General features: G+C 51.7%; 14 protein-coding genes and 10 pseudogenes. 9 read left to right on the top strand and 15 right to left on the bottom strand.

Annotated features, from left to right (window positions below):
* Positions 1–135 precede the first annotated feature (135 nt).
* The 3 genes and pseudogenes from KGP22_RS22920 to KGP22_RS22910 all read left to right on the top strand — a co-directional run.
* Positions 136–260, top strand: a pseudogene (locus KGP22_RS22920) (IS3 family transposase); the annotation flags it as partial.
* Positions 261–1,446: 1,186 nt separating this feature from the next.
* Positions 1,447–2,278 (top strand): annotated as a pseudogene (locus KGP22_RS22915) (IS630 family transposase); the annotation flags it as partial.
* Positions 2,279–2,317: 39 nt separating this feature from the next.
* Positions 2,318–2,806 carry a hypothetical protein gene (locus KGP22_RS22910; protein WP_223540637.1) on the top strand — a complete coding sequence of 163 codons (489 nt, stop codon included), beginning with the start codon at positions 2,318–2,320 and terminating at the stop codon, positions 2,804–2,806.
* A gap of 165 nt (positions 2,807–2,971) precedes the next feature.
* Here KGP22_RS22910 and KGP22_RS22905 read toward each other — a convergent pair.
* The 3 genes and pseudogenes from KGP22_RS22905 to KGP22_RS22895 form a co-directional block, all read right to left on the bottom strand.
* Positions 2,972–3,736 (bottom strand): annotated as a pseudogene (locus tag KGP22_RS22905) (IS66 family transposase zinc-finger binding domain-containing protein); the annotation flags it as partial.
* A gap of 6 nt (positions 3,737–3,742) precedes the next feature.
* Entirely contained in the window at positions 3,743–4,123 is a 381-nt protein-coding gene (tnpB, locus tag KGP22_RS22900) for an IS66 family insertion sequence element accessory protein TnpB (RefSeq protein WP_143345826.1), read from the bottom strand.
* Positions 4,110–4,442 (bottom strand): hypothetical protein, encoded by a 333-nt coding sequence (locus KGP22_RS22895; protein ID WP_123061067.1) that lies wholly within the window; start codon positions 4,440–4,442, stop codon positions 4,110–4,112. The genes tnpB (KGP22_RS22900) and KGP22_RS22895 overlap by 14 nt, the downstream gene beginning before the upstream one ends.
* An 83-nt stretch (positions 4,443–4,525) precedes the next feature.
* On the opposite strand from KGP22_RS22895, the pseudogene KGP22_RS22890 reads away from it, so the two are divergent.
* Together KGP22_RS22890 and KGP22_RS22885 are read left to right on the top strand one after the other, a co-directional pair.
* A pseudogene (locus KGP22_RS22890) lies at positions 4,526–4,906 on the top strand (transposase); the annotation flags it as partial.
* 202 nt (positions 4,907–5,108) lie between these two features.
* Positions 5,109–5,399 carry an Ail/Lom family outer membrane beta-barrel protein gene (locus KGP22_RS22885; protein WP_123061066.1) on the top strand — a complete coding sequence of 97 codons (291 nt, stop codon included), beginning with the start codon at positions 5,109–5,111 and terminating at the stop codon, positions 5,397–5,399.
* 112 nt (positions 5,400–5,511) lie between these two features.
* On the opposite strand, the gene KGP22_RS22880 is transcribed toward KGP22_RS22885, so the two are convergent.
* From KGP22_RS22880 to KGP22_RS22855, 6 genes and pseudogenes are all read right to left on the bottom strand, one after another.
* Complete coding sequence (locus tag KGP22_RS22880; RefSeq protein ID WP_123061088.1) at positions 5,512–6,435, bottom strand: Gfo/Idh/MocA family oxidoreductase; 924 nt, start codon at positions 6,433–6,435, stop codon at positions 5,512–5,514.
* Between the two features lie 2 nt (positions 6,436–6,437).
* Positions 6,438–7,088, bottom strand: coding sequence for a YceH family protein (locus KGP22_RS22875; RefSeq protein ID WP_223582559.1), 651 nt, complete (start codon positions 7,086–7,088; stop codon positions 6,438–6,440).
* 9 nt (positions 7,089–7,097) lie between these two features.
* Positions 7,098–7,172 (bottom strand): annotated as a pseudogene (locus KGP22_RS22870) (30S ribosomal protein S5 alanine N-acetyltransferase); the annotation flags it as partial.
* 54 nt (positions 7,173–7,226) lie between these two features.
* Positions 7,227–7,649 (bottom strand): hypothetical protein, encoded by a 423-nt coding sequence (locus tag KGP22_RS22865; protein ID WP_143345823.1) that lies wholly within the window; start codon positions 7,647–7,649, stop codon positions 7,227–7,229.
* A gap of 1,333 nt (positions 7,650–8,982) precedes the next feature.
* Positions 8,983–14,334, bottom strand: coding sequence for an invasin domain 3-containing protein (locus KGP22_RS22860; protein ID WP_223580483.1), 5,352 nt, complete (start codon positions 14,332–14,334; stop codon positions 8,983–8,985).
* A 476-nt stretch (positions 14,335–14,810) separates the two neighbouring features.
* Complete coding sequence (locus KGP22_RS22855) at positions 14,811–15,209, bottom strand: hypothetical protein (protein ID WP_223582557.1); 399 nt, start codon at positions 15,207–15,209, stop codon at positions 14,811–14,813.
* A gap of 166 nt (positions 15,210–15,375) precedes the next feature.
* Between KGP22_RS22855 and KGP22_RS22850 the strand changes: the two are divergent.
* Positions 15,376–15,584, top strand: a pseudogene (locus tag KGP22_RS22850) (IS91 family transposase); the annotation flags it as partial.
* A gap of 204 nt (positions 15,585–15,788) precedes the next feature.
* On the opposite strand, the gene KGP22_RS22845 reads toward KGP22_RS22850, so the two are convergent.
* Positions 15,789–16,253: a GyrI-like domain-containing protein gene (locus KGP22_RS22845; RefSeq protein ID WP_123061062.1), complete on the bottom strand. Its 465-nt coding sequence runs from the start codon at positions 16,251–16,253 to the stop codon at positions 15,789–15,791.
* A 239-nt stretch (positions 16,254–16,492) separates the two neighbouring features.
* On the opposite strand from KGP22_RS22845, the gene KGP22_RS22840 reads away from it, so the two are divergent.
* Positions 16,493–17,698, top strand: coding sequence for an AAA family ATPase (locus KGP22_RS22840; RefSeq protein ID WP_123061061.1), 1,206 nt, complete (start codon positions 16,493–16,495; stop codon positions 17,696–17,698).
* A complete protein-coding gene (locus KGP22_RS22835) occupies positions 17,698–18,672 on the top strand; it encodes a ParB family protein (RefSeq protein WP_223582697.1) in 975 nt (324 codons plus the stop codon). Before KGP22_RS22840 ends, KGP22_RS22835 begins: the two co-directional genes overlap by 1 nt.
* Positions 18,673–18,753: 81 nt before the next feature.
* Here the strand turns inward: KGP22_RS22835 and KGP22_RS22830 are convergent.
* Positions 18,754–18,858: pseudogene (locus KGP22_RS22830) on the bottom strand (DUF4113 domain-containing protein); the annotation flags it as partial.
* 64 nt (positions 18,859–18,922) lie between these two features.
* Between KGP22_RS22830 and KGP22_RS22825 the strand changes: the two are divergent.
* Positions 18,923–19,048 (top strand): annotated as a pseudogene (locus KGP22_RS22825) (IS3 family transposase); the annotation flags it as partial.
* Between the two features lie 394 nt (positions 19,049–19,442).
* On the opposite strand, the pseudogene KGP22_RS22820 reads toward KGP22_RS22825, so the two are convergent.
* From KGP22_RS22820 to KGP22_RS22805, 4 genes and pseudogenes are all read right to left on the bottom strand, one after another.
* Positions 19,443–20,225: pseudogene (locus KGP22_RS22820) on the bottom strand (transposase); the annotation flags it as partial.
* Positions 20,226–20,244: 19 nt separating this feature from the next.
* Positions 20,245–20,466: pseudogene (gene tnpB / locus KGP22_RS22815) on the bottom strand (IS66 family insertion sequence element accessory protein TnpB); the annotation flags it as partial.
* 155 nt (positions 20,467–20,621) lie between these two features.
* Positions 20,622–21,203, bottom strand: coding sequence for a DUF2913 family protein (locus KGP22_RS22810; protein WP_123061056.1), 582 nt, complete (start codon positions 21,201–21,203; stop codon positions 20,622–20,624).
* Between the two features lie 51 nt (positions 21,204–21,254).
* Complete coding sequence (locus KGP22_RS22805) at positions 21,255–21,824, bottom strand: cytochrome b/b6 domain-containing protein (protein WP_223582702.1); 570 nt, start codon at positions 21,822–21,824, stop codon at positions 21,255–21,257.
* Positions 21,825–22,274 lie beyond the last annotated feature (450 nt).

The following is a 22,274-nucleotide window of genomic DNA, read 5'->3' as shown; positions in this document are numbered from 1 at the left end:
ATGCAATTTGCTATGAGAGTAATTGGAAGCATAACGGGTTGCCATGATTTAATTCCTGCTGAAACTGAATTTTCTTTGAAGAGCAAGCAATTTAGTAACCTGGTAACACCTGAGGTGCTTAATCAGAGATAGCCCATTGATTTTATGTTCGATACGCTAATCCGTGGTATAAACTTCAAGACCTTCAATGTGTGGGTGGTTTTAACCGTGAAGAGCTGGCAATAGAAATCGATCTTAATATTCCTGCTCAGCGAGTTGTCTGGGTGCCAGACAGCATAGTGGTAAACCGGGGTTGCCTGCTGAAATTATTGACACTGGCACAATAGGAGGACTGAAGATGTTACCGACTATCCTGAAATGCTGCCCGTACTGCGGAAAACTGACGAACCCCTATGCGGGATATTGCTATCACTGTCATATATCGTCTCCTTTTGAAAGAGGAAGAAGGCGCGAGCGGAGAAGGAATATCTTGTGGGCTGCATTGGTGATGATTTTCGGTGTCATCATGATGCTCACGCTACTATAGCTGAATTTTCTGTATAATTTTTCTATTCCTTAATATGTTCATCAAAATAAGACTACTCACGGAACGGGAACAACTTTATCACTAAAAGTGATTTTGTTATTTTTGGGGAATATTTACATGCATGACACTAAACAAATATTTTTATGTATCTCTGTCATGTATTGCCCGTTTTATATGGAACTTGTAATTAAACACATCTTGTTATTAAGGAAAAATCATAAATTAACTACCCCCCCCCCCCATTAATATGGGCTTACCAACGTGTTATTGTTTTTACCACATCTATTAAAGAGAAAATCAAACCTACAAATAACAACAAATTCCCTGTATGCATTGTTGGTAGTTTTGTTTGGTCAACAAAAAAAATTGAATAACACCCCATCAAAACTGCAACAATCCAGATTATACGGCGTAATGGAAATTTCATAGGATACCCTTGAAATGTAATTGCCCAGTATATAGTCTGCTCACTTTTTTTATTTAGTTTGATTTCAGTGTGATATCATATTAACCTAATAACTCTTTAAATGGCTATTTTCCATTCCAATATCACACCCTGAAATATATAGTACAGATTATAACTTTAGTATTGGTTAAGTGATTTATATTAATTTTGAATTCATCCATGTCATTGCTAATGGATTTATAACGTATTGTATCTAACAATGGCAGCAATAAACAATGAATGATAGATTTTTTTATGTGTTTTATTGGCTATTATTTTCAAACCACTGTGCTTATAAAAATAAAAAAAGAGAACTGACCACACTGCTGCTGTCTTTCCCTCCGTATTTCGGAGATCAACTTATACAATCTAAAGGGAAAGTATCAAACACCACTTCTGAACAGATTCAAGGACAATGTAGGAGATATAATCATTTTCTGATGCCACTTCTTACAAATACACTATACTTGGAATTGAGCATATCTGCATCCTGTTACGTGAACAGATAAAGTATTCTCCCGGTGATTTTGGTTATCAGCGTTCGCGCTGGAGAACAGAACGTCTGGCGATAAAAAAATCAATGAGATAACAGGATCCCCGCTTCATGTGGGAACTCTTCATCGCTGGTTGCCCATCGCTGGGATAGTATGGCGCAGGGCGGCTCCGACGCTGTGTATGCATGATCCGCATAAAGATGAAAAGATGGCCGCCATCCATAAAGCGCTGGACGAATGCAGCACAGATCACCCGGTCTTTTATGAGGATGAAGTGGATATCCACCTCAATCCCCAAATCGGAGCGGACTGGCAGTTGCGCGGGCATCAGAAACGTGTGGTCACACCGGGGCAGAATGGAAAATATTATCTGACCGGGGCGTTGCACAGCGACACAGGAAAAGTCAGTTACGTGGGGAGAAGCAGCAAAAGTTCGGTACTGTTTATCAGCCTGCTGAAACACCTTAAAGCCACGTATCACCGGGCAAAACCATCACGCTTATCGTGGATAACTACATCATTCATAAAAGCCGTGAAACACAGCGCTGGCTGAAGGAAAACCCGAAGTTCAGAGTGATTTACCAGCCGGTTTACTCGCCGTGGGTGAACCATGTTGAGCGACTCTGGCAGGCCCTGCACGATACGATAACCCGGAACCATCAGTGCCGGACAATGTGGCAGTTGTTGAGAAAGGTTCACCATTTTATGGAAACCGTCAGCCCGCTCCCCGGAGGAAAACATGGGCAGGAAAAGTGGAGCGGTATTAGACGCAGCTATTTAGATCAGCGGCTTGTTAGCACCTTGCTTTTGTGATATTTTCCAAAAATTATCGAGGTAAAGGCAGGCAGCAGAATGAGATATATTTCATTGTTATGTTTTAGTGTTTCTATTGTTTTTTCCAGCACATCTTTGGCAAGCTCAAGTGATTCACCCCTTGGATGGTATTCTAAAAATCAGACTTTATATTATGGGAAGGAAAAATCCGATATCCGATATGGTGCATTTGCGTGCGATAAAAAATCACAAAAAATATATTTTTCTATCAATCAGGAAATGGAAGGATTAAAATCTAATAAAGAGAAAAGGATAGAAATTGTAGTTAATGAGAAAAGTTTCAGCCTTAAAGTAAAAGGTAAGTTTGATGCGGGTTGGGAAAATGCAGTTCCAGAAATATCATTCACAAAAAAAGAATTCAACAATAAAGAAAGCTTTGTTAATTACATTGCAAATCACCAGGGGGTGATTACTCATTTTTTGGGCGGAGAAAACCCGCATATCCCTCTCAATCGTGACTTCCATGAAAGATACAGCAAGCTAACAAAGCAATGTTTCGGAAATTAAAATAAAGAGGGAGACCATGTGTATATAGATTAATTACATGATCAATACATACGAATTCAGATAATAAGAATCAATCCCAGAAGGGATTGTCAGATGTCGTAACTGATAATTTCTGAAGGAGAAAATATGACGGGCGGCAAATGGCAGATCAGCGATGAACAATTCCGCCAGTGGTGTAAGTGCTGCCCCCGCACGCCCTACCATATCAGCCATCGTGCTGACGGGCAGATGGATATCTGAGCGGGCCAGCACCGACTGCTGGCGGTACAGGGGCATATGGTCGCAGTGCTTGCTGATCACCATCTGGGCGATGAGTGACGGCTCTGCCGCACCTTTCGGGATAATGTGTGCAGGCATATCACCGCTGACCACCCGCTGGCAGCAGGTACATCCATACTGCGGGCGAACGTACCGGTTAACCACGACGCGAGCCGGGATATACTCCAGTTTTTCGCTCACCTCATCGCGGATGTGACGCAGTGCGCCCTGGCAGTCAGGACAGCTTTCGGTTGAGGCCGGTTCGATAGTTTTTGTGACACGCGGGAGATGGGCCGGTAGCGGTTTTCGTGCCGGACGTTCCGGAGCTGATTTTTCTTCAGCAGGAAGCAGCGTGTCCAGTTGCGCTTCAACCGCAGCGATATCCGCATCCATATCCTCTTCGAACAGGGAGCGTTGCATACCGGCCAGTGTTTCGCCCTTTTTACCGAACCGTTGCTGGCGTGCCAGTTTCAGCGCTTCTTCCAGCAGAAGGATGTGTTGCTGAAGAGAGATATTCTGCTGGCGAAGCTTTTCTTCTTTTTCAGCGTTCTCAGACACGACATTTTGCACCATGGCAAGTGCCAGTGTGCGAAGTTGCTCGATGTCGTTGGTGGTGGAGAGAACAGAGATATCCATGCGGGTAATTATACCGCATCCGGCACAGATAGTCATTATTGTTCATAAGGTTATACTGGCTTTTGGTGCAGATTCAGTTGCATCCCGGAAGACCCATTTTGTGAGATCGTGACCTTTGACCTGCTGCCAGTCAACGCCGCTGACGAGCCAGCTGAACTCATCGGTAGTGAGGGACCAGGCAACATCACTCGCCCGGGACCAGCGGAAGTTCCCCTTGTGCAGACGGCGAACGCATAACCAGACGCCGTGTTTATCCCAGCGCAACACTTTGATACGCGAGCGGGATTTATTGGTGAAGACGAAGGCGGCTCCTTCGTGCCACGACGCGTTGAGCTCATTCTGGACATACTGCGTCAGCGTGTCGATCCCCCGACGCATATCAACGGGTTTGACGGCGAGAAAGACATTTTCAGGCGTCAGCATATTTGAGAGCCCTGAAGACATCGGTGAGTTGCGAAGGATGGCAGCACATGCGTATCCCGCCGGGGAGAAAGAGGGTTACGGGCTCATTTACCACGGGTGAAAAAGGTTCAGCAGGCGGCGTAGCTTCCGTGATATGTACGGGCAGCACAGCGGGCTCGCTGGCGCGTCGCTCTGCCTTTGCGACATCCTGCGGCCATTCACGGAATGAAGTAAAGGGTATGTCGTTAAGTTCGCAATACTGCTGACGGGTAAGACCGCTGGCCCGCCAGCTGGCGACATGGTGTTTTTTCTTCTCAATGAACCATCGTTGTCTCATCAGTAAACATCCTTCGTCAGTTAAAGATGTTGCTGATATTACCCGCTGAAATAATTAAGAAAATATGAGTTCACCGGATGCTTACGTTGTGGCAATGGCTGGAGCAGCAGAAAGAAGCGTGCCCGGAGAGCTCCGCGCTGGGTAAAGCGATCGCGTATGCACTAAAACGTCGTGTGGTTCTCAGTCGCTTCCTGGAGGATGGCGCGTTACCCCTTGACAATAATCGCTGTGAGAGGGCCATCAGACCTGTGGTGATGGGACGCTCCAGCTGGCTCTTCGCCGGTTCGGTTGCAGCGGGTGAGCGTGCCACAAAAATCATGAGCCTGCTGGAAACAGCGAAGATGAACGGTCTTGATCCACATGCCTGGCTGACGAACGTTCTGCAACAGTTACCTGGCTGGCCGGAAGAAGACCTAGACGCCTTGCTGCCGCTGCCGGGGTTCGTCTTCGTGCGCGAAGGAGCCTGACAGAAAGCCCCCGATATCCGCACTAAGGACTTGCGCGCCTGAGTCCGTAAATAGCGGGAGCCCGCTTCCCACAAGGCTTCATCGCCATAGCATACCTGACTAAGTTCCAGCGCCACACGCGCGGAATACCTCACTCAGTACTTCACCACCTGACGAACGCTTCCCGGAGAAACCTGATGCCGGCCCCATCGGAGCTGTCAATATGAGTTCACCGGATGCTTACCAGTATCTCAGCTTCTATGGCCTGATTGGTGCTGCCGGCACGAAGGCTGACTCCCGTCTGGTGTGGCGCAACAGTGTGCGGGCTGACGAGCCGGGCGGTAATCAAACGTTTAATGGTTCTTCGGTTTCCACAAACTTTGCGTACGCCGCAGGGGTGAGCATTAACCAGGTAGAAAATCTGTCCCTGAATGTCGGTTACGAAGGCAGCCGACCGGAGTACTGGAATACAACCTATTCCATCAACAGCTTCAGCGTGGGCTACCGCTTCTGACGAGATTTCACACGCCCTTCCAGGGGCGTGTTTTTATTTCCTTCAGGACAATCAAGCGGCGCTTAGTCTACCCGGATTTCAACGAATTACTATCCGCAGATGTTACAGCGAGTTATTCGCTCATGGCATCGCGCCAGAGCCTTTCCACAATGCGCTGCGCCAGAATGGCCTGCTCGCCGGACGTTTCAGGAACCGTCTGATTTTGCACGCAGGTGATAAAGTGACGGGCGCATCCTGCGAAACCGCGCTGCTCGAGGGTGCTCTGCCAGCCTGGCGCCGGGAGCGTCACCACGCCGTTGCCCTTCTCTTCCCGCCATTCGCGCATGTCCGTTATGTCGTACAGCGCGCCCTCGGTCACCGCCTGCACGGATTCACGCTGGCTACCCGCCCGACGGTGCATGCTGGTGGTAATCTGAAGATGCTCAACGGCAAAGTGGTGCTCCGCGTAGACCATCTGCCCCTGGTCATTCGTTAACAGGGTACCGCTTTTCAGCAGCGCTTCGCCGTTGCTCAGCCACAGAGCCGTATCCACAACGTGCAGATAATCATCCAGAAGGGTGAAGTGCAGATCGTTCGGCCCAATGCTGTCGGTGCGGTGTTTATCCATCCGCAGCGAGGCGAGCGTGTCCGACTGCGCCTTCAGCTGCTGGTAAAGCGGCGCGAAGCGGCGGTTGAAGCCCACCATCAGCGTCAGTTTTTTGCGCGCGGCCAGCTCAATCAGCCGTTCGGCATCCTGAACATTTTCCGCCAGCGGCTTATCCACGCAGACGTGAACCCCCAGATTGAGCAGCTCGCTCACCACCTGATAGTGGGTTGCCGTTGAGGTATGCACAAAAACCGCATCACACTCGCGGGCCAGATCCTGCAGAGAGGCGGCATACGGAATGCGCCAGGTTTCGCAGATACGTTCTGCCTTTTCTCGGGTGGGTGACCATGCCCCTTGCAGGGTCCAGTCCGTGGCCGCACCTAAAACAGGCAGCCAGGCTTTTTGCGCGATGCCGCCGAGCCCCACCACGCCTACGCGTAATTTTTTCACCGTCATTCTCCCAGATGTGCCAGCAAGGCATCCAGACGCTGTTTCAGCCCGGCGACCTCGTCTTCCAGCGCCTCTACCCTAGCGACAAGAGTGTCAGTGCCTGCTGAGGATCCCGCGTCGCTCTCCACGGTAGCGACATCGACGTCGCCGCTGAACAGATGCATATAGCGGCTTTCACGTTTGCCCGGCTCGCGCGCCAGACGCACCACGTATGGGCCGTCTTCGCGAGAAGCCAGCCCTTCCAGGGTCTGCTCAACTTCCTGCATGTCGCTGAACTCATGCATACGGGAAGCGCACGTGAGCAGCTCTCCCGGCGTCTGCGCCCCGCGCAGCAACTGCGTGGTGATGACCGCCACTTCCGCGCTGCTCAGCTTCAGGTCGCCGAATTCGGAGTTACAGAAGCGCTGTTCGTATTTGGTCACGCGGTTGCCGAAGCCGCTGACGGTGCGCAGATAGTGGCGTTTTACCAGCGCATCCAGCACGTTCTGAACCTCATGCTCGCTGAGGTTCATCACCGGCTCGCGGTTGGTCTTCTGGTTGCCGGCCATGGTTACGGCGTTGACGGAGAGCGGATACTGCTCCGGCGTGGTGACCTGTTTTTCGAGTAAGCACCCAATCACGCGCGCTTCTGTACCGTTTAGCTGATACTTCATCTTTTCTCCTTAACGACCTGCGGTCCAGTCCCGGGTGGTTAACGCCGTCAGAACGTGGTCGCGCCACTCTCCGTCTATCAGCAGCAAAGAACTCTATAGTACAATTGAGTTAATCATATAGTACGATGTTACCGCTCTTTATATATAACAAAGCCTCTGTTTTATATAGGCGCTTTTACTGCTAACGGTTTTAGTCGTCACTTTTTCTGAAGCTATTTTTAATGCTCGGTTAAACGCAATTAATGTCAAAGGGCTCTGATTAAACTTTTTGTAATTTGAATGGCTCTGGAAAATATAGACATCATCAGGATATCGTTTAGCACGTATTTCAATCAACTTTTTAAGGCTTATATTCATATTTAAAAACTCCCCTTTAAATCTCCTGTGGGATTTCAGGAAAATCACATCTTCATGAACATCATTATATTTCAGCATCAGAATCCTTCCGACTGGCACTCTGGTAATAAACAACATCATCCAGAGATCAGCCCAACTGTCGGAGATTGAATAGAGATTGTTATAAATCCCAGTGAACTCAACGGGAGTTAAATGCTTTTCCAATCTGAAACCCTTAAAAAGCACCATGAGTGTATCTAAAAATAGCATCTCAGGGAAAAGTTAAAAACTCAAAATAACTCATAAAAAAATATTAAAACACATGTAAATCATTATAAAAATCAATTCACACAATAAAAAAACACTGAACCACAACAATATGCCGGGATATTTTTTGCTGTGAACTCAGACAACCAGAACCGCAGTTTGGAGATCGGAAATTTTTGTACGTTAAGCGCATTATTTAACCAATCGAGATTCGTAACAGATTGATTTTACATCAGCGGCTATCGCTTTTAAGTTGCCGCTCTTGCCGTATTGCATTTAGGTTATCCAATTAAGGTCAAATCCCTGAAAACGGCGTATAGCACAGGAATACACACTATTGGTACAGTAAGCCTGTTCAAAAACAGCCTTACCGTACAATAATTATCTATATCCAAACTGCCCCCGGAAACGATGGCCGGAAACGATGGCTTCTGGGACAGACTGCAGGGTAAGTGCGCCTTAAAAACGGCTTTCAGGTTAAAAACTCACCAAAAACCGCATTTTATCGTCATAAGTGCCACAACAACCCGCAACCATTACGCTCCTCACGAGAACATCCATGGTCAAGATATTTTTAAAACGATGATTCATTTTCCTAAGCATGAACGGAAAAATCTGGGATTCCGGCGTAGTCCCCCCTAAATACTAAAGATCCTTGCGACACGCTGTGTGTCCCACTGCGCTAATGGGGGAGGGTATAGCAACGTAGCCCACGGTAATGTTGGCGCTGTTATTAAAGCCGCTGCTCGCCGGGTCCGACACCCAGTAGAAGTTATGGAAAAACTCACTAGTACCATAATACCGTATTGCCCCCCACTCGCTCCAGAGTCCGCCCAGTGTACCTCGGGTGCCATTGCCGATAAGTTGTTGCGCAGTTGGCATACTGTAGCCGGACCGCGCAGAGCAGTATGCAGCGACATCAGACCATAACATCTCTGTGTTTCCGCTACCTAAAAACCAACTTTTTATCGTGAAAGTATAGGTCAGAGCGGAACCTCCCAATTTCGGTGTCGCCGTAATGGTAACCGGGGAGGCGTTTCCATTAGAGATAAATTCCACCCGACCACTATCATCCACCGAAGCCCATGGGGCACTGCTGGCCCAGTCATATTCATTTGCAGACCGTATATTAATGGTAGATGCTGAGACTTGTTTAACTTCATTCGAACACGGATTGACATCAAATTTCAATCAACAATTGGAATCTGTTCATCAACTATGAACCGAACTGCACCTTACTTTGTTGGAAGTCCAATTTTTCGGGTGCAGGCCCAAAATATGCAGGTAAATATTATAAATATTTACTACACATAACATAATCTACCGCAACTATAGAACCAGTATACACTATACCTGATTCCATGCTTGCCTCATACCAAGTGGAAACATTTAAAGCTTGTGCAGACCAATACGATCCATTAGTAAAGCCTGAACCCGGATACACCGCTAAAGCCCCCCACTCATTCCAAAGAGCACCTATACCACGGACTCCTGTAGCAATATTACTGTTGTTAACCGTCATATCACTGAGAACAGGCAAATTTAGAGCCCTACCAATGCACCAATCTCTGGCATTATTTCCCGTTAACCGAGTTGCACCATTATTAATAAACCATTTATTAACTGTAAATGTATAAGTCAATGCATCCCCCCCGGCAATTGGTGTTGCCGTAATGGTTACAGGCGATGTGGTACCCTCTGCAGTAAACGTCACTCTACCAGTAGAAGATACCGAAACCCACGACGTATCACTACTTGTCCAGTTATATCCTGCTGCAGCCCCCACTGTATTAATGGTAAATGAGGCATTATTAAAACCAGTTGTCGGGAAACCTGCCGTAGTAGCAAAGGTAAATCCACCTGCGGTGACACCTGTTATCTCTCCAGTCAGGGTGACACCGGCCGGGGCCACCCCGAAGGCCGCACCGCCCAGCGTGGCGCTCACCGCCGCAGCGCCCGCCGTCGTTCCGGTCAGGGTCGCCGTGTAGCTGCCGTCTCCGTTGTCCGTCACCGTGCTGAAGGTCACCCCCCCGAGGGTCGAGGCAAAGGCAACCGCCTGCCCGCTCACCGGGTTGTTCAGCGCGTCGCGCAGCGTCAGGGTCAGCGTGCTCGCCGCCACCCCGTCAGCCGCTATGGTCGCCGGCGCCGCGGCCAGCGATGAACGGGCCGCATCCGGCGCGCCCGCCGTCAGGGTGACACCGGCCGGGGCCACCCCGAAGGCCGCACCGCCCAGCGTGGCGCTCACCGCCGCAGCGCCCGCCGTCGTTCCGGTCAGGGTCGCCGTGTAGCTGCCGTCTCCGTTGTCCGTCACCGTGCTGAAGGTCACCCCCCCGAGGGTCGAGGCAAAGGCAACCGCCTGCCCGCTCACCGGGTTGTTCAGCGCGTCGCGCAGCGTCAGGGTCAGCGTGCTCGCCGCCACCCCGTCAGCCGCTATGGTCGCCGGCGCCGCGGCCAGCGATGAACGGGCCGCATCCGGCGCGCCCGCCGTCAGGGTGACACCGGCCGGGGCCACCCCGAAGGCCGCACCGCCCAGCGTGGCGCTCACCGCCGCAGCGCCCGCCGTCGTTCCGGTCAGGGTCGCCGTGTAGCTGCCGTCTCCGTTGTCCGTCACCGTGCTGAAGGTCACCCCCCCGAGGGTCGAGGCAAAGGCAACCGCCTGCCCGCTCACCGGGTTGTTCAGCGCGTCGCGCAGCGTCAGGGTCAGCGTGCTCGCCGCCACCCCGTCAGCCGCTATGGTCGCCGGCGCCGCGGCCAGCGATGAACGGGCCGCATCCGGCGCGCCCGCCGTCAGGGTGACACCGGCCGGGGCCACCCCGAAGGCCGCACCGCCCAGCGTGGCGCTCACCGCCGCAGCGCCCGCCGTCGTTCCGGTCAGGGTCGCCGTGTAGCTGCCGTCTCCGTTGTCCGTCACCGTGCTGAAGGTCACCCCCCCGAGGGTCGAGGCAAAGGCAACCGCCTGCCCGCTCACCGGGTTGTTCAGCGCGTCGCGCAGCGTCAGGGTCAGCGTGCTCGCCGCCACCCCGTCAGCCGCTATGGTCGCCGGCGCCGCGGCCAGCGATGAACGGGCCGCATCCGGCGCGCCCGCCGTCAGGGTGACACCGGCCGGGGCCACCCCGAAGGCCGCACCGCCCAGCGTGGCGCTCACCGCCGCAGCGCCCGCCGTCGTTCCGGTCAGGGTCGCCGTGTAGCTGCCGTCTCCGTTGTCCGTCACCGTGCTGAAGGTCACCCCCCCGAGGGTCGAGGCAAAGGCAACCGCCTGCCCGCTCACCGGGTTGTTCAGCGCGTCGCGCAGCGTCAGGGTCAGCGTGCTCGCCGCCACCCCGTCAGCCGCTATGGTCGCCGGCGCCGCGGCCAGCGATGAACGGGCCGCATCCGGCGCGCCCGCCGTCAGGGTGACACCGGCCGGGGCCACCCCGAAGGCCGCACCGCCCAGCGTGGCGCTCACCGCCGCAGCGCCCGCCGTCGTTCCGGTCAGGGTCGCCGTGTAGCTGCCGTCTCCGTTGTCCGTCACCGTGCTGAAGGTCACCCCCCCGAGGGTCGAGGCAAAGGCAACCGCCTGCCCGCTCACCGGGTTGTTCAGCGCGTCGCGCAGCGTCAGGGTCAGCGTGCTCGCCGCCACCCCGTCAGCCGCTATGGTCGCCGGCGCCGCGGCCAGCGATGAACGGGCCGCATCCGGCGCGCCCGCCGTCAGGGTGACACCGGCCGGGGCCACCCCGAAGGCCGCACCGCCCAGCGTGGCGCTCACCGCCGCAGCGCCCGCCGTCGTTCCGGTCAGGGTCGCCGTGTAGCTGCCGTCTCCGTTGTCCGTCACCGTGCTGAAGGTCACCCCCCCGAGGGTCGAGGCAAAGGCAACCGCCTGCCCGCTCACCGGGTTGTTCAGCGCGTCGCGCAGCGTCAGGGTCAGCGTGCTCGCCGCCACCCCGTCAGCCGCTATGGTCGCCGGCGCCGCGGCCAGCGATGAACGGGCCGCATCCGGCGCGCCCGCCGTCAGGGTGACACCGGCCGGGGCCACCCCGAAGGCCGCACCGCCCAGCGTGGCGCTCACCGCCGCAGCGCCCGCCGTCGTTCCGGTCAGGGTCGCCGTGTAGCTGCCGTCTCCGTTGTCCGTCACCGTGCTGAAGGTCACCCCCCCGAGGGTCGAGGCAAAGGCAACCGCCTGCCCGCTCACCGGGTTGTTCAGCGCGTCGCGCAGCGTCAGGGTCAGCGTGCTCGCCGCCACCCCGTCAGCCGCTATGGTCGCCGGCGCCGCGGCCAGCGATGAACGGGCCGCATCCGGCGCGCCCGCCGTCAGGGTGACACCGGCCGGGGCCACCCCGAAGGCCGCACCGCCCAGCGTGGCGCTCACCGCCGCAGCGCCCGCCGTCGTTCCGGTCAGGGTCGCCGTGTAGCTGCCGTCTCCGTTGTCCGTCACCGTGCTGAAGGTCACCCCCCCGAGGGTCGAGGCAAAGGCAACCGCCTGCCCGCTCACCGGGTTGTTCAGCGCGTCGCGCAGCGTCAGGGTCAGCGTGCTCGCCGCCACCCCGTCAGCCGCTATGGTCGCCGGCGCCGCGGCCAGCGATGAACGGGCCGCATCCGGCGCGCCCGCCGTCAGGGTGACACCGGCCGGGGCCACCCCGAAGGCCGCACCGCCCAGCGTGGCGCTCACCGCCGCAGCGCCCGCCGTCGTTCCGGTCAGGGTCGCCGTGTAGCTGCCGTCTCCGTTGTCCGTCACCGTGCTGAAGGTCACCCCCCCGAGGGTCGAGGCAAAGGCAACCGCCTGCCCGCTCACCGGGTTGTTCAGCGCGTCGCGCAGCGTCAGGGTCAGCGTGCTCGCCGCCACCCCGTCAGCCGCTATGGTCGCCGGCGCCGCGGCCAGCGATGAACGGGCCGCATCCGGCGCGCCCGCCGTCACGCTCACGCTGGCATCTGCCACGATGTTACTGGCTGGTATATTCGCTTTAAGAGTGTTTATGCCGGCAGACGTCATCACAACGCTCGCGGAATAACTTCCGTCTCCGTTGTCTGTCCAGACAATTCCACTGTAATCCTGTCCCGTCAGGGTGTTACTCAGCACGATATCAGAGGATTGCAGGCCTGTTACAGGAACTGAATCGCGGTTGACAACCTTTAACGTCAGCATACTGCTCTGCCCGACCGTTACAGGAGAAGTTGCCAGCAGGGTCATACCGGTAACGGAGGCATTCACCGGAACAAAAGTCACACCGGTTACAAAACTGTTGCCGTTGATGAGCGTTGTACTGAGCGCGTACTGCCCCGCCCTTAAGTGAGTTATATTGAGAGCAACCTGGCCTGAAGCATCCGTTGTTGCCGCAAACCCTCCGCAGTCAGACGAGCCATTGATGGTACATTCATTCTTTCCTGTCGAAGGGGATATAATCACCTTCAGCGCCATTCCGGACACTGGCTTCCCGCTGGCGTCCGTCACCTTAACCACCACCTGATTGGCAGACCGCCCGTCCGCAAGCGCATTATCTGACACAACGCTGAGAGTGGCCTGAACGGAAGACGCCTTCACGGTTATAACCGTCCGGGCTTCCGCTTTGTTGCCTTCCCTGTCGGTCATTACTGCAGTAAGAGTGTAGGTATTTTCTTTTCCCGTTTCAGGCGAATTCCAGGCAGGCAACACCAGGCTGACCTCAAGAGGATTTGCCCCTGTGACAATCTGCCCTCCGGCTGCAATAAAGGCGCCGGCCTCCCACTCAACGCGGGAAACTCCGTACTTTGCCTTCGCCTTTGCGGTAACCGGAATACTCGTCAGCGCCTCCCCCTCAAATGACGGAGGTAATGACAATGAAACAAGCTCCTGCTTGCGGTACTGCATGACAATATTATAGTTACGGTCAACAAGGTCATAACGGCCGCCCTTAAGACTACGCATAATGCTGACATTGTCAGCACTTAACTGCTCAGAAAGCGACAATCCAAACCGCCAGTTAAAATCAATCCTGGCAAACAGGTCAGATGAGTCACCTGAGCGGTGACCGGCAGTGACTGTCATTAACGGGAAAGGCGTATAATTTACGGCAGTCGTAAACGTCTGCGGAGCATCCCGGAGGGAATCAGGAGAGGCAGAGCCTGTCCCGGAAGCTATTCCTTTTCCGAAATATTTTTCGTAGGTAAATTCCCCACCAACCTGCGGATATGCCGGCAGCCAGTACCTGGCCCTCAGGTCATAACCGTTAGCAGGGCGCTCATCATAATCACGCATGGAATCAAGCACCGACTGATGCCAGTCAGTAATTCGGAAATAACGGTTCGCTGAAAGACTGATATAGTCAGTTCTGGCCTCGAGCCCTACACCATAACGGGCATTATTGCCCGTCTGGTCATAATCATAAAAACTGTTAACTCCCAGCATGAATTCCTCTGCCGGGTAATACCGCACGCCCAGACCGCCATTCCAGATTGTTCTGTCTCTGTCACGCCGCACGCCGGCCTGACCATAAATAAGATGCTCCTGAGCATCCACCAGAGGAACCAGTAAATCAGCGCTCCCGCGTTTTTCCGTATCTATCTGAACACGTGCATTGCCTTTTTGCCCAAGCCAGTCACGTATGGCATTATTCATCACCCCATTGGCCATTCCGTTGATACGTCCAAGCGCTGCTGAGCGCGCAGCCCCGGCGCGGTCCTCCGCCCCCATAACTCCCCAGACGGACTGAACCCCGCTCAGCAGGGCCTGAGGGGGTTCGGTTTTTTGGGGGGAAGTTTCATTATGTATACTGCCCGGCATTAGTGGTGGACTCGCAGGCTCTGAAGAGTCCGTTCCGGCTGAATGAACTGAAATATCAGGGTTGCTGTGGTTGTTGTTTTTGCCGGGAAACGCTGCGCCCCGCAAAGGCTCTGAGGATGGCTTAACAACAGACACCTCAGGCGCCGGGAGTGACGATGCCTTTCCGTAAGGTTCAGAGAGCAATGCCTCCGTCTTCCCGTGACCAGCCTCCATCAGATGACTCATCTCCCCGAGCCTTTCCATCCCATCAGGCTGGGAAGCAAATGCAAGCGGGGCAAGAGGGAAAAGAAAACTACTTATGACCCAGTAAAATAAAACAAACAGCCGCATTTTTTCAAAAAACCTGATGTCAGCAAACACAAACAGCACCCCGAATATATCAATAATTAAATCTTAGAAACCTGTAACATGCGGTTTCGTATTTCAACAAACGTCTGACTTTTAACCCTGTCACAAATCATATTCAGCTTATCATTCAGAGTGATGACCATAACTTCTTTAGGGTCCTTTTCCATTAATTCTTCATTAGCTTTATAGTACGCGTACTGTCGGTTAACGCTGTCAAACTGGGCCTTATATCCGGAATACGCAGACGTGTTAAGTTGCTTCAGGAGGTCGAAGTTATCAACACACTGGCGACCATCTGATTTTGCGCTGATGCTGCTTTTCTGACTCTGAGATGAAACGAGAGAAACTGAAGAAGGCCGGGTCTTGCCGACCGAATTACAGCCAATCAGGAGTGAAGAAATAACAGAAATAATTACCAGATGCGTTTTTCTGTCCATGTATTAACCATCACCGTGAGATAATTTCAAAATAAAATTAATTATGAGCGCATAAACACATCGGTGTAAATATGTAAGAAAACTCATTTAAAAACCCAAAAATCCACATTATTTAAGTCTTTTGCGTATTGAGGTAGTGACCGGGTAGCTGCGTTAATAGCTAACTTTGTACAGCGCGCTGGAAATGGATAAACCGGAGCCGGCGGCAAAGGTCTGCTACGCGCAGATGAGTAAGCAGTCCTGCGGTATGACCCGTTTGCCTGCGTACTGTGAGGTGGCCAGATGGTGTACCGCCGGGCGGTGGCGGGCCTGAATGTGCAGGAGCTGAAAATCCACGCTCGGGAAATCAGTCTGATGAGGTATATCCCGGCCTGACACAGGGAAGATCCGCCCTGAGCACTCTGACAGCCTGAAAAAGGGTTCCGAAGCCCAACCGTACGGAAACGTACGCTAAGTGCATTTCTGAACAATTCAATATGCACATAGCATATGTGAATATTGATGAGTTTTGGACGTATTCCTTGTCTACGTTGGGGGCTGAGCCACAATGTAGACTTATGGAAATTGAGTTTGAAAAGATTATGTAGTGCTAATACCTATGTAGATATCAGCTTCTTCAGGACTTTTATAAGCTTCAAAATCAGTAAGAAAACTGCGACATATCTCAGGGTGTTGCTCAAAATAAGACCAGATATAAGACCAGGTTTGAATCATCGCATCGGGCATAGCCCCTCTTGCTTCAAAAACGAGATATTCCCCAGCTTCAATGACAATATTTTCAAAATCGCTGTTTGATTTATCAACAGATACACCAACGGTTAAATCATAGAAGCCGGTAGCGTCAGTTTCATAAGCTGAGTAAACGCCAAAAATTGGAGTATTTGGTAACCGTGTTGAGATCTGCTCTGTCACCCCCTCTGAATAGAACTTTGCCCATAGTCCAGGGATTTTTGCACTTTCAGAATTGAACTCATCAATGTTTTTCGTACGTACGCAAAGCCCCGCCACGCAGAAGCTTTTTATATGTTCAGTCTTTGGTTTCATAATGATTGTCTCTCTATGTAAATTTGAATTATACCCCAATGTGACAGGTTGACGCGCCCTGCGGGCTTGCCCACCCCCTCGCTCAGATGCAAGCTCTGAACTTACTCACGATTTGTGCTGTGGGTCAACAAAATTAAACACGTCTCCAACTGTTGAGAGCAAAATCAAAATATTATGATTTTTTCCTTGTAACATGATGTTTTTTGCTCAAAATAACAAAAAATGTCATGAGGTGATAAATGGAAAATATTGAGCAGTTACGGAAAGTAGCTACACGTGCAGGTAAACTTCTGACATCCTTGAGCGAAAGTATCCGCCAGCAAAAAGAGGAATTGAAGCTTACTGAGTTCTATCAGGAATACAGCAAAGCTGCCCTGTATAAGCTGCCTAAGCTCAGCAAAGGGAGTGTTGAGTATGCTGTAGCCGAAATGGAAGCAAGTGGCTACATTTTTAAAAAGAAACCTTCCGGCAATACGATGAAGTACGCGATGACGATTCAGAACGTCATCGATCTGTATTTCCATCGAAAAGTCCCCAAGTACAGAGATCGATTCGATAAAGCCTTCACTATTTTTGTATGTAACCTTAAAGGTGGCGGTTCCAAGACAGTTTCTACCGCTTCATTATCCCATGCTTTTCGGGCTCATCCTCAGCTTCTGTTCGAAGACATGCGTATTCTGGCCATCGATTTCGATCCGCAGGCATCTCTGACAATGTTCCTGAGCCATGAGAATTCAGTGGGCCTGGTTGAAAATACGGCTGCTCAGGCCATGCTCCAGAACGTGTCTCGTGAGGAATTACTGTCCGATTTCATCGTGCCGTCAATTATCCCGGGCGTTGATGTTATTCCCGCTTCCATTGACGATGCATTCCTTGCTGAAGGCTGGAAGGGATTGTGTGAGGAACATCTGCCCGGGCAAAATATTCATGCAGTGCTTAAAGAGAACCTTATCGACAAGCTCCGGTATGACTACGACTTTATCTTCCTTGATAGTGGTCCTCACCTCGATGCGTTCCTGAAAAACTGTATCGGAGCGGCAGACCTGATGTTGACCCCTCTTCCTCCGGCAACGGTTGATTTTCATTCTTCCCTGAAGTTTGTAGCCAGCCTTCCTGCGCTTATTGATTCGATCGAACAGGATGGACACACCTGCAATCTCATCGGAAATGTCGGTTTTATGTCCAAAATCCTGAACAAGTCTGATCACAAAATTTGCCATAGTCAGGCTAAAGAGGTATTCGGTGCCGATATGCTCGACATGGTTCTGCCGAGGCTGGATGGCTTCGAGCGCTGCGGGGAGACTTTTGACACAGTTATCTCCGCAAATCCAGCAACCTATGATGGAAGCGCAGAGGCGCTTAAAAGCGCAAAATCTGCAGCGGAAGACTTTGCGAAGGCCGTATTTGATCGCATTGAGTTCATTCGTACTAACGGAGGTATGTGATGTCGAATGAGAAAAGGAAAACCATTGGTAGACAGTTAAATACCCAGGCGTCAATGGTCGAGATGACTGACACCCAAAGAAGTCAGGTATTTACCCTAAAAACCGGCAGGAAGATAACGTTCAGGTTTGTTCGGGTACCTGCATCGGACGTTGAAAGTAAGACATTCGTAAACCAAGAAACCAACGGAAGAGATCAACTTGCTCTGACCAAGGAGTCCCTTAAATCTATTATCCAGACGATTAAGTTTCAGCAGTTCTTTCCCTGTATTGGAATTAAGCAAGGTGAAAGGATTGAGATACTGGATGGTTCAAGACGGCGAGCCTCAGCGATTTATATCCGTACAGGGCTTGATGTAATGGTTACCGATGAACTTTTATCAGCTGATGAAGCTCGCCAGCTAGCTAAAGATATCCAGACAGCTAAAGAGCATAATCTTCGGGAGATCGGCTTAAGATTGATGGCTCTGAAAGAGTCTGGATTCAATCAAAAGGAAATTGCTGAACTGGAGGGGTTATCCCAGGCTAAGGTCACCAGGGCACTGCAGGCGGCAGCAGTACCGCAAGAATTGATTTCTCTGTTCCCAGTTCAGTCTGAGCTGTCGTTTAGTGACTATAAAATTCTGTTAGAGGTTAATGAAAAACTCAGTGAAAAGGGCTTAACGTCTGAAGGGCTCATTCAGTCTGTCTCAGATCAGCATGATGCAATTTTGAGTGACTACGAGCGACCAGAAGACGAAAAGAAAGTCAGTATACTGAAATTGATTTTCCAGGCCTCTCAGGCATTGATAGCTCCGCCTCCTAAGGAAAAGTCAGTAATTTCCGCACTCTGGACCTTTAACGAAAAAGACAAGTTCGCGCGCAAACGTGTGAAAGGGCGTACGCTGACTTATGAGTTTAGCCGTATGCCAAAAGTGGTTCAGGATGAACTGGACAAAGCTATTAACGAGGTCCTTGATAGAAATTTGAGTCAATAATTTCGCCACGGCGATTTCATATCTAACTTATTGTAATTAAGTTATTTATTTTGATAATTTCAAGGTGAAATCTCCACAATTTCAAGTCAATTTTGCTGCAGAAATATCCGCCCAGCGTGTCGTGTAAGCTGGCGAAAGTAGTTCCCTTTTAATCTACCACTCGGGGGCAATCCCCCGACCGGCGAACCTCCGGTAGAGCTGGCTAAGGAAACACCCACACGTGCGTGGGGAAGACGACACAGTCGGGCAGGCGACGCTGGCGTGGGTGGACTGGTACAACAATCGCCGGTTGCTGGAAAGGCTGGGGCATATCCCACCGACAGAAGCCGAACAGGCATATTATGCTTCCATCGGGAATAAGGATCTGGCAGCCTGAGTTCCCAACCAAAATACTCTCCCGGAAAACCGGGGCGGTTCAGGTTCACACGTTCCGTATCTGAGCCTGAGCAGAGATCATGCCACCTCAATGCCGGTTGCCGGATGGTCAGTAAACAGGTTTCCACCATCCTTATCCCGGGGTAACGACAAGAACCCGGTTTTGACAACGCTTACACGTAACGACACTTGTCCAGTGGTTCACTCGCGTTCATCTTCTCTGCTCCTACCTGACGGCTTCTTGCCGCCTTTTCCCCAGCGCTTCCTGCTGTGGCTCTTTACCACAACAGTCTGAGGTGGTTTGTATCATCCTCCTGTAAGGCGAATACGGAAGGCCATCTTCCATCTCAGACACAGCATGGACGGAGCCTTCCCGGTTCCGTCCTTCGTGTCACACTATCATCGGTATGCACTTTGCAAGCCTGGAGTGCCTCATACAGCGGACGAAGCCGGTTGCCCATCATCGCGACCCAGCGGACCATCGTGTTACGGCTCAGCACCAGCCCATGACGGGTGTAGATTTCAAAGTGTCGGTACAGCGGCGTGTGCTCCACATATTTTCCGACCAGGATACGGGCCAGCAGGCTGCTGCCCACACGACTGCCTTCTACTGGTTTGGACGGGAGCGGTGCCTGCACGATCACGTCGCACCGGCTGCACGCCAGTTTTGGCCGGACCGTTTCGATAACTTTAAAGGCGGTATTGATGATTTCCAGTTGTTCAGAGAGATTTTCTCCCCTTCAGTTCTCCACCACAGGACGGGCAGACGCTGTCCGCTGGCAGGAGAATCTGCGTTTCCCGTGGCAGGTCGGCTGGCAGCGGTTTTCGGGTGGTGTTGCGGGCGGTTTTTCCTGGCGTCGTTTGTGGTGCAACCTCAGCATCTGTTGGCGCATCCAGGACCGGTTTGTCGTCGTTCAGGCAGTTTTGGCCGCCTCCAGACGGGTATCAAGCTCTGACAACCGTTTCTCTGCCTGACGGATTTTGTTTTCCAGCTTATTACGGCTCTTTTCCGAACTCTGACCGAACAGCATTCGTCGTAGTTTATCCAGCTGTGCTTTCAGGCGGTTTATTTCCAGCTCGTAACCCGCAACCTGTCCTGCATACTGGCGCAACAGGGTCTGTTGTTTACGTAGCATGACCTTCAGCTGGTCGATGTCGTCAGGAAGTTCATTTTCCATACCACGACATTACAACAGGTTACACCCGCAGGCCAGGACGTTGTGATGACTGCGGATGTTTCCAGTTCAGGCCTTCCAGCAGCATAGCCAGTTGCGCCGGGGTCAGGTGGAGCTTCCCGTCGCTGACAACGGGCCAGGTGAAGTGTCCGCGCTCCAGTCGTTTGATGAACAGGCACAGACCATCCTCATCTGACCACAACAGCTTCACCATATCACCACGGTGTCCCTGGAAGATGTCAATGCCAAGATTTATGGCCATGACAGTCTTATATCATTGGCACTAACAGTATTGCAGGAGGAGTTTCAGACACAGGTTTTGAACCGCTCCAGAAATCCGGGAGAAAAAAGTGTCAGGGGGAGAGGTGTACAGAATAACTGATTAAAATCCGGTGCGTTTCAGCCGGTGCGGATGGCCATCAGTATCCACTGGGTGTCGTTGCTGACGGCCTCCCAACCACAGCTTTTCAGCAGCGTATTCAGTCCGCCAGCCCTGCCGCCAATTCTCGCCGGAACCGGCATAACCTGCTTCCCGTCATCATTAAAACCGATTTCCAGCGCGCTTTTCAGCAGAAAGATGCTGTTTACCGACGCTGATGGCTGAATCTGACGCCGGCCGCTCCACTCACTGTCGCTGAGGACGTGATACACCCAGTCATACTGCTTCGCCAGCTCCAGGGCGTATGTCAGGCGAAAGAGGTCGTTCTGCTCTGACAGTTCGCCCGTACAGCTGCGCCAGAGATAATCGAGCTTATGCCGTAACCCTGCCCGAACGCCAAGTCTTCGCCCCTGATCCAGTATCCAGTCAATATCCGTGGCCACGTCACGCGGGAAGCGGCGCTGTTTTTTCGCCTGCGCAAACCAGCGGTTGATAAACAGGTTTTCCTGCGACTCTGACAGTACCAGTCCGTCTTCCCGCGCCGTGTGCAGGGCAACAAGAGCGCACCATGCCAGATGGCCCGTTTTTTCCATGTTTCTCATAAATATATCCCCTGCTGAGATATTCTTACAACCCGGCTGCTGGGGTCTTTGTTATTCTGTATCTGGCAGAGAAAAGTAGCTCATTATCATATGAAGTAGTCCCATAGCTCCGTGAGCAAAAAAATAAATCTCAATGAAACTGGTCAGAAATTTATGTAATCCAATCATTATTTCTGTGTTAACACCAGAAAAGAGATAAAAATAGTCAGATAAAAACCATGATGCACCTGAAAGAGTAACGCCCAGCAGTGCCAGCACGCCAAGTCCCTGCACAGTAGCTGCAATTCCCCCTGAGTGAGCGTCAGGAAGACTCTTTTCCCTCAATGTAAGCAGATCTTTCTTAATTCCGGTAAAATCCATGAAAAGCCAGCAGTAATAATAACGAACACCTCTCTTCAGTAACATCCAGGAAAACAATACAGTACCCAGAATAATCAGACTTAGGCCTGAGATAATATGAAACCACGTGACGATATTATCAATTCCAGTCTGCTCCAGGGCATCAGTGCTTGTCATATTTGAGTTAATAATCTGGGAAAGAATCAAAAGAGCAATGAAAATATGCAGAAGACGAAAGCCTGGAAAGCTGCTATGAGGAAGCAAACCCCATATTTTTTTAATCTTCTTGATTTACCTGCTTTTATTCTTAAAAATTTAATGTTTTTGTTTATGATTAATTTCGGATATACAAAAGGTATTACAGATATAAATATATCAGCTTTTATGTCATAACGACATGGAGGAGCCATCCAATACGTAATATTGTACATTCTCTGAATGTCGCAGCTACCAACGTGATAGCCTGTGGCTGTTAACATTCCTCGCCGTGTAAATCCATAATCGGGGTATGACGCTCAATGGCGCGAAAAGTCACGTTAAGAGCATTAACAATGAGGGGTCACCTCAGAAAATAGAAAATTTCTCACAGCGCATTCTACGCAACGTGAAGCGAAGATATATAGCCCTCTCACAGCTCGACGCAAGAATGGATTAGGGAGCGGAAAATCCGTGAGTATGTCCATTCGAGGAAGCAGAAGGGAGCTGATCTGTCATATGGCACTTTCTCGCCGA

This window comes from Enterobacter sp. JBIWA005 (genome assembly GCF_019968805.1).
In the GTDB taxonomy this organism is placed as follows: Bacteria; Pseudomonadota; Gammaproteobacteria; order Enterobacterales; family Enterobacteriaceae; genus Enterobacter; species Enterobacter vonholyi.
The sequence above is the reverse complement of the archived record's forward strand: the minus strand, read 5'-3'. Positions and strand labels throughout refer to the sequence as shown.

Excerpts from the sequence above, each read along its gene's own strand:
- KGP22_RS22845 (WP_123061062.1), bottom strand. The coding sequence starts at position 16,253 with ATGAAACCAAAGACTGAACATATAAAAAGCTTCTGCGTGGCGGGGCTT.
- KGP22_RS22835 (WP_223582697.1), top strand. The coding sequence starts at position 17,698 with ATGTCGAATGAGAAAAGGAAAACCATTGGTAGACAGTTAAATACCCAG.
- KGP22_RS22910 (WP_223540637.1), top strand. The coding sequence starts at position 2,318 with ATGAGATATATTTCATTGTTATGTTTTAGTGTTTCTATTGTTTTTTCC.
- KGP22_RS22840 (WP_123061061.1), top strand. The coding sequence starts at position 16,493 with ATGGAAAATATTGAGCAGTTACGGAAAGTAGCTACACGTGCAGGTAAA.
- tnpB (WP_143345826.1), bottom strand. The coding sequence starts at position 4,123 with ATGCTGACGCCTGAAAATGTCTTTCTCGCCGTCAAACCCGTTGATATG.
- KGP22_RS22860 (WP_223580483.1), bottom strand. The coding sequence starts at position 14,334 with ATGGGGGCGGAGGACCGCGCCGGGGCTGCGCGCTCAGCAGCGCTTGGA.
- KGP22_RS22810 (WP_123061056.1), bottom strand. The coding sequence starts at position 21,203 with ATGAGAAACATGGAAAAAACGGGCCATCTGGCATGGTGCGCTCTTGTT.
- KGP22_RS22855 (WP_223582557.1), bottom strand. The coding sequence starts at position 15,209 with ATGGACAGAAAAACGCATCTGGTAATTATTTCTGTTATTTCTTCACTC.
- KGP22_RS22875 (WP_223582559.1), bottom strand. The coding sequence starts at position 7,088 with ATGAAGTATCAGCTAAACGGTACAGAAGCGCGCGTGATTGGGTGCTTA.
- KGP22_RS22885 (WP_123061066.1), top strand. The coding sequence starts at position 5,109 with ATGAGTTCACCGGATGCTTACCAGTATCTCAGCTTCTATGGCCTGATT.